Below are 14397 nucleotides of genomic sequence, written 5' to 3'. Positions count from 1 at the left end.
CCCCGGCGCCGAGACCATCGGCCTCGAAGACATGGTCCTGACCTACCTCCACCGCGCCGAAGGCACCACCGCCCCCACCCTTCAGGAGACCCGCGCATGATCTGGCTGACCTGGCGCCACATGCGCGCCCAAACCCTCTGGACCGCAGGCGCCCTCACCGCCCTCGCCGCCTACCTCCTCTACCTCGGCACCGACATCCGCGAGTCCTACCGCATCAACGTCACCGACTGCACCACCGCCTGCGACGAAGCCGCCCGCCTCCTCGCCGACCAGTTCGGCTCCGGCCTCCTCATGACCAGCCTCCTCCTCATCGCCGCACCCGCCCTCATCGGCGCCTTCTGGGGCGCACCCCTCATCACCCGCGAACTCGAGACCGGCACCCACCGCCTCGCCTGGGTCCAATCCGTCACCCGCACCAGATGGCTCACCGTCAAACTCGTCATCGTCGGCGGCGCGAGCGTTCTCCTCACCGGCGCCCTCAGCCTCCTGCTCACCTGGGCCGCCGGCCCCTTCGACACCCTCGTCGACAGCCGCTTCGAACCACTGACCTTCGCCGCCAGAGACCTCGCCCCCTTCGGCTACGCCCTCCTCGCCTTCACCCTCGGACTCGTCATCGGCGTCCTCACCCGCAAGACCCTCCTCGCCATGGCCCTCACCCTCGTGGTCTTCACCGCCTTCCAACTCCTCATGGCCAACGTCCTCCGCCCCCACTACGCCGAACCCGTCACCGAGACCATCGACTGGGCCGACGCCAACACCGTCGGCCAGATCGACTCCTTCGGCATCGGCCCCCAAGGCGCGGGCATCCAGGGCTACACCATCCCCGGCGCCTGGGTCCTTTCCGACCTCATCGTCGTCCACAAAGGCGACGGCACCGAAGTCACCGGCGCCGACATCGAAGCCTGCGACGAAACCGGCGGCGGCCCCGACGACTGCATGCTCGCCCTCGACGCCGACTTCGACGTCACCTACCAACCCGCCGACCGCTACTGGACCTTCCAGTGGATCGAATTCGCCATCGCCCTCGGCCTCGCCGCCCTCCTCATCGCCGTCGCCTACTGGAAACTCCCACGCGGCCTCAACTGACCCACCGACAACGACCCACCCACGACAAAGGCCCCGGTCGCACCGACCGGGGCCCTGAAGTTCGCTACTACCGCGCCGACGCCTCGAGAGGCGCCACCACCGCACGATCGGACCGCCGCGCGTCCACCACCGGCACCTGCGCGCTCGCCTGGGCGAGCAGCGTCGCCAGCGCGCGGTAGTCCATCCGCCCCGACATCACCGAGGCGTTCGCCAGCTCCACGCCCACCGGCAGGAGCGCGCGGTTGAGCCCGCGTGAGAGCCGCCCCTGGCGGACCTCGTGCGGCAGCTGCGGCGCCAGCTCGGACCGCTCGACGCCGATGAACGTCTGCTTGCGCAGCCCCATGCCCTGGGACCACACCACGACGGCCTCCACATGCGACCACGAGACGGTCACCGTCCGCGAGCCGAACAGTGGCCGCAGGACCAGCCCCTCACGGGTCGTGGCGGCCACGTCGACGCGACGCACCCACGGCAGGACGTAGAACAGGGCCAGCAGGCCGCAGAAGACGAGCATGAACGCGGTCGCGTCGCGCTCGCCGGGCGCGGTCGGCATGAAGCCGATGAGCAGCAGGACCGCCGCGATGGCCGGGAACATGATCTGGATCAGCAGGGGATGGCGGTATCGGAGGGCGCCGAACACCGCGTCGGGGCGCAAGTCAGCCACGAGGGGCCTTTCATGGAGGGATTCCACAGGGGAATACGAGGGGCAGGGCCACCGGATCGTACCGCGGGGCGAGGGCGCACGCCAGTGACAAAAGGCGGCGGGCGGGGCCCGTGTGGACCCGCCCGCCACCGGTGCCGTTACTCGTCGTGGATGTCGACCATCCAGCCGATGCCGTACCGGTCGACCAGGGCGCCGAACTCGTCGCCCCACATCTGCTTCTCCAGGGGGACGTTCACCGAGCCGCCCTCGCTGAGGCCGGCGAAGTAGCCGCGGAGGGTCTCGCCGTCGGTGCCCGAGAGGCTGATCGCGATGTTCTGGCCCGGCACGTACGGCATCCCCGGCGGCGTGTCCGAGGCCATCACCGTGAACCCGTCCGCCGAGGTCAGCTGGGCGTGCATCACCTGGTCGGCGGGCGCGTCGGGCACACCCGACTCGCCGAACGTCATGACCTTGAGCTCACCGCCGAGCACCGACTGGTAGAACTCCATCGCCGCGCGCGCGTCCCCGTTGAACGACACGTACGGGTTGAGGATCGAACCCATTGCAGACTCCTTCCGTCCGATACCGCCATCGTCGCAGCGACCACCGACACCGGCGGCCGAATCCGCGATCCGGCGCCTTCGCGGGGGAGTACCCGCGCCGCGCTCACTCCACCAGGGTGAACACGATCTTCCCGGGGAAGCCGCCGGCCTCCATCGCCGCGTGCGCCGCGGCGAACTCCTCCAGGGCGAACACCTTCGCCACGTGGGGGCGCAGGCGTCCGGCCTCGACGAGGTCGGCGAGGGCGCCGAGGCCGACCGGGTCGGGTTCGACGAGCATGAAGCGGGTGTCGATGCCGCGCCGGACCGCTTCGGGGAACGCCCGGTCGCGGGTGGAGTAGTGGCACTGACACAGGACGCCGCCGTCCTTGAGGACCGACACCGACCGCTCGGCGACGTCGCCGCCGAGGGTCGACAAGGCGACGTCCACGTCCTTGACTGTCGCGGTGAAGTCCTCGCTCCGGTAGTCGATCACCTCGTCGGCGCCCAGGCCGAGCACGAAATCGCGGTTCGGGGCCGAGGCGGTGCCGATCACCGTCGCCCCGGCGGCCTTGGCGATCTGGACGGCCAGGTGCCCGATACCGCCGGCCGCGGCGTGGATCAGGACCGTCTGGCCGGCCGACAGGCCCGCCCGGTCGATGAGCGCCTGCCAGGCCGTCAGGCCCGTCAGCGGCATCGCGGCGGCCTCGACGTGCGACAGCGCCTGGGGCTTCGCCGCGAAGTGGCGGGCCGGGCCGGTCACGAACTCGGCGTGGGCGCCGGCGCGGTGGGGGAAGCGGGGCATCCCGAAGACCGCGTCGCCGACGCGGAAGCGCGTCACGCCCTCGCCGATCGCCGCGACGGTGCCCGAGACGTCCCAGCCGAGGGTGAACGGGGGCGCACCGATGTACAGGCCCAGCTCGCGCGCGGCCGGGTCGACGGGGTTGAGGCTCGCCGCGTGGACGCGCACGAGCACCTCGCCGTAGTGCGGTTCGGGCCGGGGGACATCGGCCAGTTCCAGGACCTCGGTGCCGCCGAGCACCGACTGGGTGACCGCTCGCATCGTCTCGGGCACGGGGACTCCTCGCATCGGCCGCCGCGGGGGAGCGCGGCGGGGAGCGCCCGCTCTTGGGCGCAAGGGAACACGAGTCTAGAACGGCGCCCCCGCCGTTCGCCCGGCCCGAGGCGCGATGTGGCCGTGGCCGGGCTCTCACCGCCGACACTTGCACGAACGTATACCCCCGGGGGTATATTTTCGGGCATGGAAGCCAATCGACCCACCTCCGTCCTCATCGTCGGGGGCGTCGCCGCCGGCATGAGCGCCGCCGCCCGCGCCCGCCGCCTCGACGAGCACGCCCGCATCACCGTCGTCGAACGCGGCGACCACGTCTCCTTCGCCAACTGCGGCCTGCCCTACCACGTCGGCGGCGACATCGACGACGCCGACGACCTGATCGTGCACACCCCCGAGACCCTCCGCGCCGCCCTCGGCATCGACGTGCGCACCCGCCACGAGGCCGTCGCGCTCGACACCGTCGCACGCACCCTCACCGTCCGCACCGACGCCGGGACCCGCCTGCTGCACTCCGACGCCCTGATCCTCGCCCCCGGCGCCAGGGCGGTCCGCCCGCCGATCCCCGGGCTCGACTCGCCGCGCGTGCGCACCCTGCGCACCGTCGAGGACGCCGCGGCGCTGCGCGCGGCGGCCGACGACGGGGCCCGCACCGCCCTGGTCATCGGCGCCGGCTTCATCGGCGTCGAGACCGCCGAGAGCCTCGCCCGGCGCGGCATGGACGTCAGCCTCGTCGACACCGCGCCGCACCCGCTCCCGCCGCTGGACGGCGACATCGCCCACCACGTCGCCGCCGAACTCGTCCGCCTCGGCGTCGACCTGCGCACCGGCACGGCCGTCGCGCGCATCACGCCGGGCGCCGACCGCGACACCGCCACGCTCACCGACGGCACCACCGTCGAGGCCGACATGATCGTCCTGGCCACCGGCACCGTCCCCGACACCGCGGTCTTCGAGGACGCGGGCATCGCCTGCGAGCGGGGCGCCATCGTCGTCGACGAGCACGGCCGCACCTCCGCGCCGGGCGCCTGGGCCGTCGGCGACGCCGCCCAGGCCACCGACCCGGTCACCGGCGCCCGCCGCCCCGTCGCCCTCGCCGGGCCCACCAACCGCGCCGGGCGACTGGTCGCCGACGACATCATGCGGCCCGACACCGCCCGCCCGCTCCCGGTGCCGATCGGCACCGCGATCGCCCAGGTCGGCGACCTCACCGTGGCCCTGACCGGCGCGAACCACCGCGACCTCGCCGCGTCCGGCACCGGCTTCCACACCGTCCACCTCCACCCCAAGCAGCACGCCGGCTATTTCCCCGGGGCCGCCACGATCCACCTGGCCGTCCACTTCCGCGCCGGCGACGGGCGACTCCTTGGAGCCCAGGCGGTCGGCGCCGACGGGGTCGACAAACGCATCGACGTCCTCGCCACGGCCCTGCGCGCCGGGCTCGCGGTGGGGGACCTCATCGACCTCGATCTCGCCTACGCCCCGCCGTACAGCCAGGCCAAAGACCCGGTCAACATCGCCGGGCTCGTCGGATCGAACGTCCTGGACGGCACCCTGCGCCTGTGGCACGCCCACGACCTCGACGCGGTCCTCGCCGAGGCGCTCGTACTCGACGTGCGCACCCGCGCCGAGTACGACGCCGGCCACCTCGACGCCGCGATGCTCGTGCCGCACACCGAACTGCGCGAACGCGTGGGGGAGATCCGGACCGCGACGGCGGGGCGTCCCGTACGCGTGCTGTGCGAATCGGGCGTACGCTCCAACCTCGCCCACCGCATCCTCGCCCAGGCCGGTTTCGACAGCGCCGCCCTCTCGGGCGGCATGATGACCCTGCGCGCGGCGCTCGGCGGGCGGCTCGCCGCCGTCGCACACTGAAGCCCACCGAGAACGGAGACCGCCCATGTCCATCCCCGACCCCGCCGCCCAGCGCCGCGTCCTCAACCGGTTGCGCCGCGCCCGCGGCCAGCTCGACGCGGTCATCGCCGCGGTCGAGAACGGCGACCGCTGCCGCGACGTCGTCACGCAGCTCGCGGCGGTCTCGACCGCCCTCGACCGCGCGGGCTTCGCGATCGTCTCCACCGCCATGAAGGACTGCATCGCCGACCCCGAGCGGACCGCCGACAACGAGGACGGCCTGACCACCGAGGAGCTGGAGAAGCTCTTCCTCATGCTCTCCTGACTCTCCTGAACGACCGAACCCACGAAAGAGGACACCATGTGCCAACCTGCCACCTGCCGCGAATGCGGCAAGACCACTTGGACCGGCTGCGGCCAGCACGCCGACGAGGTCATGAGCGCGATTCCCGAAAGTCAACGCTGCGAGGGCCACGAGCAGCGGCCGAGCCGCATCGGCCGCCTCCTGCGCCGCACCCGGTGACCGACCGCGGCACCCGCCGCGCCCACGCGTGCCGTTCCGGGCCGCCCAGCCGCCGCAAGGCCGCCGGGCGGCCCGGATCGCGTTTTCGGGTCTGGGTCGTGTCAGGGGCGTTCAGGTCATAACTTGTGGGAACGGCACTTCTCGTGAGTTATGTGGGTTCCCGGAACACGCCTGTTTTTTGGTTATTTAAATATTAAAAACGGAAATTAAAAATGATAGGTTGTGTGCATGACGAAAACAGGGACGACCACGACCGCATCTCCTCGGACCGCCACGCTGTGCAAGCGGTGCGGGACGCCGATTCCGCAGCAGCCGGGGCGCGGGCGCCCGCGCCTGTACTGCGCTGAGGGCGACTGCGCCGCGCAGGCGAAACGCCAGCGCGAGCTGCGGCGGGCCACGCCGGGGCTGGAGGGCGCTTTGGCGCGGGCCGAGGAGTTGTACGAGCAGATCGAGCAGTCGATGGGTGCGGCGCTGGCGCCGTTGGCGGAGGCGTTGCGGGCCGAAACCGATCCGGCCGAGGTGGAGGCGCGGTTGGCGCAGGTGCGTGCGGAGGCGGCGTCGGCGGTGGCGGCGGCTCGGGCGGAGCGGGACGAGGTGGCGTCGCGGATCGCGGCGCTCGGTGAGGAGCTGGCCGTGGCGGTCGCCGAGGGTGAGCGGGCCGGTGCGGCGGCCGAGGTGGAGCGGGCGCGGGCGAAGGAGGCGGTGCAGGCGCGGGCGGCGGCGGCGGAGGCGTTGGCGGCCAAGAGGGTTGCTGAGGCGGCTGCGGTGGCGTCGGCATCGGAGGCCGCTGATGCGGAGGCGGCGCGGGTGGTCGCGGTGGCGGCCGGTGAGGAGGCTGAGCGGGTGGCGGTGGCCGCGCGCGGTGCGGCGGAGGCGGCGCGGGTGCGGGCCGATGAGGTCGGTGCGGCGGCGGCGGAGGCGTTGCGGGCGGGTGAGGCGGCGTTGGAGCGGGCCGAGGCGCGGGCGCTGGGGCTGGTCGGTGAGCGTGATGCGGAGCGGTCGCGTGCGGAGTCGCTGCTGGTGGAGGTGGCGGTGGCGCGTCGTGACGCGGAGGCGGCGGGGCTCTTGGCTAATCAGCGGGAGGCGGCGGCGGCTTCGGCGCGGGTCGAGGCGGCGTCGGCGGTGGCCGATCAGCGTGTGGCGGTGGCGCGGTTGGCGGATGTGGAGGCGCGGGCGACGGCGTCGGCGTCGGCGTTGGGGGCGGCGCGGGCGGAGGCGGCGTCGTGGCGTGAGCGGGCGTTGGCGGCCGAGGGGCGGGTACAGAAGGGGTAGTACTCCCCCGCGCTGGTGCGCGTGTGTTTTGTCTGTTTCGGGCCCCGGCGGTGCAGTGCCGGGGCCCTTCTCGGTGGCCCGTCGTGCGGGCCGGTCAGTCGGCGGTGCAGGTGACGGTGGGTGGGGTGGCGGTGCCGGTGGCGATGAAGCCCCAGGCGTCGATGGTCTGACCGGCGGCGATGGCGGCGTTCCAGCCGACGTCGGTGGCGGTGACGGTGGCGGCGCTGGTGGTGACGTCGGCGTTCCAGTGGCTGCTGATGCGTTGTCCGGCGGGCCAGGTCCAGGTGAGGTGCCAGCCGTCGACGGGGTCGGTGCCGGCGGTGATGCGGACGTTGCCCTGCCAGCCGCTCCCCCAGTCGCCGGTGATGGTGACGGCGGCGGTGCAGTCGGCGCCGGTGGGCGGGTCGTCGGGGCCGCCGGGGTCGGCGCCGCCGGTGCGCGGGGTGAGGTCCTGGGTGAAGACGCGTTGGATCTGGGCGCGGTCCTGGTCGATGTTCGCGGCGGGGACGAGTCCTGAGTCGTACAGGGGGCCTGAGAGTTCGTCGAGGAGGGCCTGGGCGCGTCCGGAGTCGTAGAGTGCGGCTTTGAGGTCGTAGAACGTCGTCTCGTAGAGGGTGCGGAAGGCGGGGACTTCGAGGGCGCGTTCGACGCAGGGGCAGCCCCAGGTGGTGCGCTGTGCGGCTTCGAAGCCGTCGCGCATGGCGGTCGGGAGTGCGGTGACGGTGGGCTTCGGGGGTGCCGGGAGGATCCCGAAGGACAGGTTGTGGTCCCAGGGGACGATGGTCATCGCTTCGGTGCCCGGGCTCCAGCGGAAGAAGCCGTTCTGGCCGGGGCCGTCGATGTCGTCCCAGTTGAGGATGAAGTCTTGGACGGCGAGGTAGGTCGCGAAGGCCTCGGTGTCGATGCGGGTGTCGAGTTCGGCGGCGAACTGGGCGTCGTCGGCGTTGTTGAGCCAGTCGAGGAATGCGAAGAGGGGGTCCCAGTTGTCCTCGTCGCCGCCGGTGGGCTCCCAGGCGCCGGCGTAGTCGTCGGGGTCGGTGCCGAGGTAGGAGAAGTCGAGGTCCCATTCCTTCTTGTAGAGGGTGCCGCCGTCCTTGGTGCCGTCGGGGGCCGGGAAGTACTCCTTGTCGAAGGTCTTGTCGAGTTCTTGGATGACCAGTCGCAGTTCGGGTGCTCCCCCGTTGACGCTGAAGGCGGCGGGGACGTGTTTGGTGGTGGCGAGTCCGGCTTCGTCGAGCAGGCGCAGTGCGAGGGCTTCGTTGAGGGAGGACCGGGTGTAGTTGGTGCGGACGATGAACCGCTTGTAGCCGTCGAGGTCCTGTTCGGTGTACTTGTCGAGGCGGATGAGCCAGGGCAGGGTGGTGGGGTCGGAGGCGGGGGTGACGCCGAAGAGGCTGGAGTTGCCTTTGAGTCTGACGCCGGCGCCGGGGAAGGTGCGGCCGTCGATGGTGACGTCGGCTTCGAGCCAGTTCTTCTCGCCGGTGGCGAGGAACTCCTGGATCATGGCGGTGAATGCGGCCTGGTCGAGGTCGAAGCGGAAGTCGTGGATCTGGGACGCGTCCCAGACGGTGCTGGTCTGCTGGGCCTCGGTGGCGGGTGCGCCGGTCTGCGCGGCGGCGGGGGCCGCGGTGGTGAGGGCGAGCGCGAGTGCGGTCGCGACGGCGGCGAGGGTTCGTGTGAGCGGTTGCATGTGGCACCTCCTTCGTTGAGCGGTGGCGGGTTCCGTTGTGGTGGGTGGACCGGACGGTAGCAACGGGTTCTGTGGAGGGCCTATGGAATCGTTTGCCGCCGCATAGGTGCGGCATAGGCCGCGCATAGCCCGGTCATGGGGTCCTCATAGGTTCGGGCTCTATACCTTTCGGTATGGATGCATTCGGATGGACAGGACTGGTCGCCGATCTGGCGCTCGTGGGCGCTCTGGTGCTGGGGGTGTACTACCGTCGCCATCGCCGCAGGGAGATGGTGGTCCCCTATATCGGGTTGAACGTGGGCGTGTTCGCGGTGGTGTCGGCGCTGCTGGGCACCGAGGTGGGCGTGGGGGTGGGGTTCGGGCTGTTCGGGGTCTTGTCGATCATCCGGCTGCGGTCGTCGGAGATCAGCCACGGCGACGTCTGCTACTACTTCTCGTCGCTGTCGATCGGGTTGGTGTGCGCGATGCCGCTGCCGTCGGTGTGGACGGGCCCGTTGCTGGGCCTGTTCGTGGTGGCGGTGATGGCGGTGATCGACCAGCCGCTGCTGCACCGGCGCCACCGCCGCGAGCGCGTGGTGTTGGAGCGGGTCTACGGTTCGCGGGTCGAGCTCGATGCGCGGTTGGCGGAGCTGCTGGGTGCGGAGTCGATCGTGCGGGTGGAGACGGTGGAGACCGATCTGGTGCGCGATGCGCAGACGGTGGAGGTGTCGTATCGGGTCGCGGCGGAGCGGGACGGGCGGCGTCGGCCGGTGCCGGTGGGGCGGGGTCTGTGATGTTGGGGGCGTTGCCTTCGGTGGGGCTGGCCGAGCTGCTCGCGGTGGCGGAGTTGCAGACGCGGGTGGACCGCAAGTACCTGGTGCGCCCGGCCGATCTGGGGCCGCTGTTGGAGGGCGCCGACGGTGGTCTGGCGGTCTTGGAGATCGAGGGCCGGCGCCGGTTCGACTACGAGTCGGTGTACTTCGATGCGCCGGGTCTGCCGAGTTTTCTGGGTACGGCGCGGGGGCGGCGGCGTTGTTTCAAGGTGCGCACCAGGTCGTATCTGGATTCGGGGGTGTGCATGTTGGAGATCAAGACGCGGGCGGCGGAGGCGACGGTCAAGCGGCGTCTGGACTACGAGTGCGGGGACCGGGGGACGGTCACGGCGGCGGGGCGGGCGTGGATCGAGGCGTCGGGGGTGGTGCCGGTGGCGGCGGGTGCGCTCGAACCGGTGCTGGTGACGCGGTATGTGCGTTCGACGGTGCTGGATCGGCGGTCGGGGGCGCGTCTGACGTGCGATGTGGGGTTGCGGTTCGCGGACGGTCGCGGTCGGTCGGGGGCGCTGGGTGGTGATCTGGCGGTGGTGGAGGTGAAGAGTCCGGGCCGGGCGGTGCCGTTGGACCGGCTGTTGTGGGCGGCGGGGTACCGGCCGGAGCCGATCAGCAAGTACGGGACGGGGATGGCGCTGCTGCGACCGGAGCTGCCGGCGAACAAGTGGAATCGGACGTTGCGTCGTCATTTCGGGTGGCGGCCTGCCGACGGGCGAGCCGGGAGCGCTCCCGCGCCGCGTCGGCTCAGTGTGGTTTGAGGACGTAGCCGACGCCGCGGACGGTGTGGATCATGGGTGCGTGCCCGTGTCCGATCTTGCGGCGCAGGTAGGAGATGTAGAGCTCGACGATGCTGGCGCGGCCTTGGAAGTCGTAGCTCCAGACCTGGTGGAGGATCTGGCTCTTGCTGAGGACGCGCCGGGGGTTGCGCATGAGGTAGCGCAGGAGCCGGAACTCAGTGTCGGTGAGGTCGACGGCATGGCCGCCGCGGTTGACCTCGCGGGAGTCCTCGTCGAGTTCGAGGTCGCCGACGACGAGTCTGGGCGGAGCGGGGGCGTCGGCGTTGCGGCGGCGGATGCCTTTGAGCCGGAGCATGACCTCCTCGAGGTTGAAGGGTTTGGCGACGTAGTCGTCGGCGCCTACGGCGAGGCAGCCGACGCGTCGGCGCGCGCCCGCTTCGCCCGCGAGGACGAGGACGGGGGTGTCGGGGAACTCCGATCGCATGCGGCCGAGCAGGACGAGGCCGTCGATGTCGGGCATGGCGAGTTCGGTGACGACGAGGTCGGGTCGCTGCGCGCGCATGTGGGCGAGCGCGGTCGCGCCGTCGTCTGCCGGTATCGCGTGCCAGCCTTCGAGGCGGAACGCCAGGTTGAGCAGTCCTCGGACGTTGGGGTCCGGGTCGGCCGTGAGGATCCTAGTGAGGGTGGAGTCAGAACCGCTCAGCCGTGGTGTCTCGATGTTGAACTCCACGTGAACATTCTAAACCTGACATTCCATATACATCCACATGTATCGATACATAGTTGTAGGAGGCATGGTTGTAGGGGCATGGTTGCGGGCCGGCGCGGAGTCGTGGGCCGGTGCCGCGTGAGGTGGCGCGACAGGACACCGGGGGCCTCGGTGGGCCCGTCGGCCGTTGCCGCGCGGGGGCGAACTCGCCCCCGCGCGGGGTCGGTCAGATCCCTGCGGCGGTGCAGGCGGCCTGTTCGACCTTGTCGCGGTAGGCGACCCACCAGTCTTCGTCGCCTTCGGGGAGGTTCTCGCCGCCCTTGCGCAGTCCGGCGGTGCCGTCGATGGTCTCGCGGACGATGTCGGCGTGGCCGGCGTGGCGGTTGAGCTCGGCGATCATGTGGACGAGGATCTCGCCGAGGGTGACGGGCACGTCGCCCCACCAGGGGACGGTGCCGGGGGCGTCGAGGTCGAGCGCCTCGATGGTGGCGTCGGCGTGCTCCCAGACGCGGCGGTGGAGGTCGAGGAGGGACTCGGTGGACTCCTCGGCGAGGGCGTACATGTCGGCGTTCGGTTCGGCCTCGGGGTCGAACCAGGGCTGCGGGTCGGGGAAGGGTCGGTCGAAGACCGCGCCGAAGTAGTCGGCGCTGACGCAGGTGACGTGCTTGACGAGGCCGAGGAGGTTGGTGCCGGTGGGGGTGAGCGGGCGGCGAAGGTCGTACTCTCCCAGGCCTTCGAGTTTCCAGACGAGGGCGTCGCGTCCGGACTTGAGGTAGCGGTGGAGGTCGCTCTTGAGGTCGGTCATGGGGCGAGTGTGCCACCCGGGTGTGACATCAGGGGCGCATGGGGGGCGTCGGGCGGGATTCGGCCAGGTGGGTGCCGTGGTGGGTCAATGCGATTGCGGGCGGGGTGGGGCGGTGTTAGCGTGGCGCGCGATGACTACTCATGACGGGCCGACTCGGTACGGCTTCCTCGACTGCAACTCCCCCATCGCGCCGTGGCGCTTCGACCGGCAGGTCCGGGAGTGCGCGGCGGCGCGGCCGCAGACCATCGTCGACATCGGGTGCGGGTGGGGCGAGCTGCTCCAGCGCGTCGCGGCGCAGGTGCCGGGCGCGAAGGCGTACGGGATCGACTCGGACCTGGAGCTGCTGGAGCGCGGCCGGGCCGGGGCCGTCGAGAAGGGCGTGGGCGACCGGGTCGAGTTCGTCGAGTACCGGGGCGAGTCGTGGACCGAGCCTGCGGACCTGGTGATCTGCATCGGGGCGGCGCACGTGTTCGGGACCTGGGCGGAGGCGCTGGCGGCGTTGTATCCGCTGGTGAAGCCCGGCGGGCGCCTCCTGTTCGGAGACGGGGTCTGGGCGGTCGAGCCGACCGAGGCCGACCTGGCGCGGATGTGGCCGGGTACGACCAGGGGCGACTGGCCGCTGCTGCCGGACCTGGTCGACGACGCGGTGGCGGCGGGGTTCCGGCCGTTGCGCGTCGAGGCGGTCGAGCAGCACGAGTGGGACGACTTCGAGTCGGCGTTCCTGGCCGACAAGGAGGTCTGGCTCCTGGCGAATCCGGACCACCCGGAGGCGGCCGCGGTTCGCGCGGGGGCCGACGAGCACCGCGGCTGGTGGCTGCGGGGGCACCGCGGCGTGCTGGGGTTCGCGTATGTGACGTTGGGCAGGCCGGTGGCCTGATCCGCCTCTGAAGGCCCCGAACACCGTTCGGGGCCTTCGTCGTGTCCGTCTCAGAGTGCGGCGAGGACGGCGAGGGCGATGAAGAGGAGCTGTTCGGGCAATCGGAGGGCGAGAGGTGTGGGGCCCTTGCCGGCGAGGGTGACGCCGCGGCGGGCCGCCGAGTGGTTCGCCGGGTACATGGCGACCAGGAGCAGTGCGAGGCACCAGCCGGCGGCCGGGGCGGTGGCGGGGACGAGGAGGCCGAGGGCGCCGGCGATCTCCAGGACGCCGGTGAGGGCGACCAGGGCCGCGGGGGCGGGCAGGCGTTCGGGGATCATGCGGATCATGTCGTCGCGGAACTTCGGGACGAAGTGGACGGCGCCGGTGAGCAGGAACATCGCGGCCAGGCCGAGGCGCAGGCTCGCCTGCCAGCCGTCGAGGGGTTCGACGCCGAGCTGGCCGGTGAGGCGGGCGAGGAGGGTGACGGCGGTGAGGGTGATGACAGGTGCCATGGTCGTTCCTTGGAGTCGGTGGCGGGCGTGCCCCGACACGGTCATCTTGACGGTGTCAAGTTCATCATGCGGCAAGCATCTTGACGATGTCAAGTAGGTGTGGTGTCGCCGAGCTGTGACGTGGGCCGCGGTGCGGCTAGGCCCGGCGCTCGCGCCAGGCGGTCACGGTCGCCTCGGCGTCCAGGAGCCCGAACCGCAGGGGCGGTCCGTCGACCGGTCCGATGAGGGCCCGCTTGATGCGCGCGTTCAGCGCCGCGACGGCCTCGCGCACGGCCGCTTCGCCGTCGAGGGCGTCCAGGGTCTGGGGCAGGTCCTCGACCTCGCGGGCCAGGCGCAGCGCCGGAGGGAGGGCGTCCAGGCCCATGTTCTCGCGCGTGGCCTGCTGACGCAGCCACCAGTCCTCGTGGAGCGGGGCGTCCATGCCGGGGATCGGCTTGCCGGCGCCGGGCAGGTTCTTGAACTCGCCACGGGCCTCGGCTTCACTGATCTGCCGTTCCACCCCGCGCAGCCGCCTGTCGCTCATGCGGACCTCCTCGCCTTGGGCCCCATCGTAGCCCTCAGCCCGCGGCCTGGACCACCATTGCGACGGCGACGAACTGCACCGCGTAGGCCGCCAACGTGAACGCGTGGAAGACCTCGTGGAAGCCGAACCAGCGCACCGACGGGTTGGGGCGCTTGAGCGCGTAGATCACCCCGCCGACGGTGTAGAGGACCCCGCCGGTGAGGACCAGGACGGTCGCGGCGACGCCGGCGCCGGCGACCAGTTGCGGCATGACGAAGACCGCGGCCCAGCCCAGGAGGATGTACAGCGGCGTGTAGAGCCAGCGCGGGGCGCCGACCCAGAGGGTGCGGAAGGCGATGCCGGCGGCGGCGCCGGCCCAGACGGCGGTGAGGAGGGCGGTGCGGGTGGTGCCGTGGAGGGCGAGGGCGGCGATGGGGGTGTAGGTGCCGGCGATGATGAGGTAGATGTTGGCGTGGTCGAGGCGTTTGAGGGTGCGGGTGGGGCGGGGGGCGAGGTCGGTGCGGTGGTAGAGGGCGGAGATGCCGAAGAGGGCGGCGGAGGCGGCGGTGTAGACGGCGGCGGTGAGGCGTGCGGTGGGGGTGGGTGCGGTGGCGGTGAGGAGGAGTCCGGCGAGGAGGGCGGTGGGGAAGGCGCCGAGGTGGAGCCAGCCGCGGAGGCGGGGTTTGGGGGGTGTGGTTGCCGTTGCCGTTGCCATGGTTCGAGGGTACGTCTGTTGGTTACCGGTCGGTAGTGTCGCTGATCCCCCGGTCGGTGGTGGGGTTAGGCCCCGA

17 protein-coding genes are annotated in these 14397 nt (G+C 71.6%); 8 read left to right on the top strand and 9 right to left on the bottom strand.

Annotated elements, in window-relative coordinates:
- The first annotated feature begins 96 nt into the window (after window positions 1-96).
- Window positions 97-1086, top strand: a complete 990-nt coding sequence (locus tag E9998_RS19160) for an ABC transporter permease subunit (RefSeq protein WP_136531298.1) — start codon at window positions 97-99, stop codon at window positions 1084-1086.
- Window positions 1087-1153: 67 nt separating this feature from the next.
- Here the strand turns inward: E9998_RS19160 and E9998_RS19155 are convergent, their stop codons facing one another.
- From E9998_RS19155 to E9998_RS19145, 3 genes are all read right to left on the bottom strand, one after another.
- Complete coding sequence (locus E9998_RS19155; RefSeq protein ID WP_136531297.1) at window positions 1154-1750, bottom strand: hypothetical protein; 597 nt, start codon at window positions 1748-1750, stop codon at window positions 1154-1156.
- 137 nt (window positions 1751-1887) lie between these two features.
- A complete protein-coding gene (locus tag E9998_RS19150; protein WP_136531296.1) occupies window positions 1888-2292 on the bottom strand; it encodes a VOC family protein in 405 nt (134 codons plus the stop codon).
- 103 nt (window positions 2293-2395) lie between these two features.
- Window positions 2396-3343, bottom strand: a complete 948-nt coding sequence (locus tag E9998_RS19145; protein WP_204745537.1) for an NADP-dependent oxidoreductase — start codon at window positions 3341-3343, stop codon at window positions 2396-2398.
- Between the two features lie 186 nt (window positions 3344-3529).
- Between E9998_RS19145 and E9998_RS19140 the strand changes: the two genes are divergently transcribed.
- From E9998_RS19140 to E9998_RS25480, 4 genes are all read left to right on the top strand, one after another.
- Complete coding sequence (locus tag E9998_RS19140; RefSeq protein ID WP_136531294.1) at window positions 3530-5215, top strand: FAD-dependent oxidoreductase; 1686 nt, start codon at window positions 3530-3532, stop codon at window positions 5213-5215.
- 25 nt (window positions 5216-5240) lie between these two features.
- On the top strand, window positions 5241-5519 hold the full coding sequence (locus tag E9998_RS19135) for a metal-sensitive transcriptional regulator (RefSeq protein WP_136531293.1): 279 nt from the start codon (window positions 5241-5243) through the stop codon (window positions 5517-5519).
- 36 nt (window positions 5520-5555) lie between these two features.
- Window positions 5556-5717 (top strand): hypothetical protein, encoded by a 162-nt coding sequence (locus E9998_RS25735; RefSeq protein WP_192907120.1) that lies wholly within the window; start codon window positions 5556-5558, stop codon window positions 5715-5717.
- A 228-nt stretch (window positions 5718-5945) separates the two neighbouring features.
- Window positions 5946-6989 carry a hypothetical protein gene (locus E9998_RS25480; protein ID WP_158299883.1) on the top strand — a complete coding sequence of 348 codons (1044 nt, stop codon included), beginning with the start codon at window positions 5946-5948 and terminating at the stop codon, window positions 6987-6989.
- Window positions 6990-7083: 94 nt separating this feature from the next.
- On the opposite strand, the gene E9998_RS19125 is transcribed toward E9998_RS25480, so the two are convergent.
- Entirely contained in the window at window positions 7084-8679 is a 1596-nt protein-coding gene (locus E9998_RS19125; RefSeq protein WP_136531292.1) for a CotH kinase family protein, read from the bottom strand.
- A gap of 173 nt (window positions 8680-8852) precedes the next feature.
- Between E9998_RS19125 and E9998_RS19120 the strand changes: the two genes are divergently transcribed.
- Together E9998_RS19120 and E9998_RS19115 are read left to right on the top strand one after the other, a co-directional pair.
- A complete protein-coding gene (locus tag E9998_RS19120) occupies window positions 8853-9452 on the top strand; it encodes a DUF4956 domain-containing protein (RefSeq protein ID WP_136531291.1) in 600 nt (199 codons plus the stop codon).
- A gap of 20 nt (window positions 9453-9472) precedes the next feature.
- Entirely contained in the window at window positions 9473-10243 is a 771-nt protein-coding gene (locus E9998_RS19115; protein ID WP_204745536.1) for a polyphosphate polymerase domain-containing protein, read from the top strand.
- Here E9998_RS19115 and E9998_RS19110 read toward each other — a convergent pair.
- Both E9998_RS19110 and E9998_RS19105 read right to left on the bottom strand, forming a co-directional pair.
- Complete coding sequence (locus E9998_RS19110) at window positions 10230-10952, bottom strand: response regulator transcription factor (protein ID WP_136531289.1); 723 nt, start codon at window positions 10950-10952, stop codon at window positions 10230-10232. The two genes, E9998_RS19115 and E9998_RS19110, sit on opposite strands and share 14 nt — an antisense overlap.
- Before the next feature lie 205 nt (window positions 10953-11157).
- Window positions 11158-11736, bottom strand: a complete 579-nt coding sequence (locus E9998_RS19105; protein ID WP_136531288.1) for a DinB family protein — start codon at window positions 11734-11736, stop codon at window positions 11158-11160.
- Between the two features lie 130 nt (window positions 11737-11866).
- Between E9998_RS19105 and E9998_RS19100 the strand changes: the two genes are divergently transcribed.
- Window positions 11867-12613, top strand: a complete 747-nt coding sequence (locus tag E9998_RS19100) for an SAM-dependent methyltransferase (protein ID WP_136531287.1) — start codon at window positions 11867-11869, stop codon at window positions 12611-12613.
- Window positions 12614-12663: 50 nt separating this feature from the next.
- On the opposite strand, the gene E9998_RS19095 is transcribed toward E9998_RS19100, so the two are convergent.
- The 3 genes from E9998_RS19095 to trhA all read right to left on the bottom strand — a co-directional run bounded on the left by E9998_RS19095 (window position 12664) and on the right by trhA (window position 14321).
- Window positions 12664-13104 (bottom strand): DoxX family protein, encoded by a 441-nt coding sequence (locus E9998_RS19095; protein ID WP_136531286.1) that lies wholly within the window; start codon window positions 13102-13104, stop codon window positions 12664-12666.
- Window positions 13105-13240: 136 nt separating this feature from the next.
- The gene (locus tag E9998_RS19090) at window positions 13241-13627 is read right to left on the bottom strand and encodes a DnaJ family domain-containing protein (protein WP_136531285.1); all 387 of its coding nucleotides are present in this window, start codon (window positions 13625-13627) and stop codon (window positions 13241-13243) included.
- Window positions 13628-13661: 34 nt separating this feature from the next.
- Window positions 13662-14321, bottom strand: coding sequence for a PAQR family membrane homeostasis protein TrhA (gene trhA, locus E9998_RS19085; protein WP_136531284.1), 660 nt, complete (start codon window positions 14319-14321; stop codon window positions 13662-13664).
- Between the last annotated feature and the right edge of the window lie 76 nt (window positions 14322-14397).

The sequence above is a fragment of the Glycomyces paridis genome, assembly GCF_004912155.1.
Lineage (GTDB): Bacteria > Actinomycetota > Actinomycetes > Mycobacteriales > Micromonosporaceae > Glycomyces > Glycomyces paridis.
The sequence above is the reverse complement of the archived record's forward strand: the minus strand, read 5'-3'. Positions and strand labels throughout refer to the sequence as shown.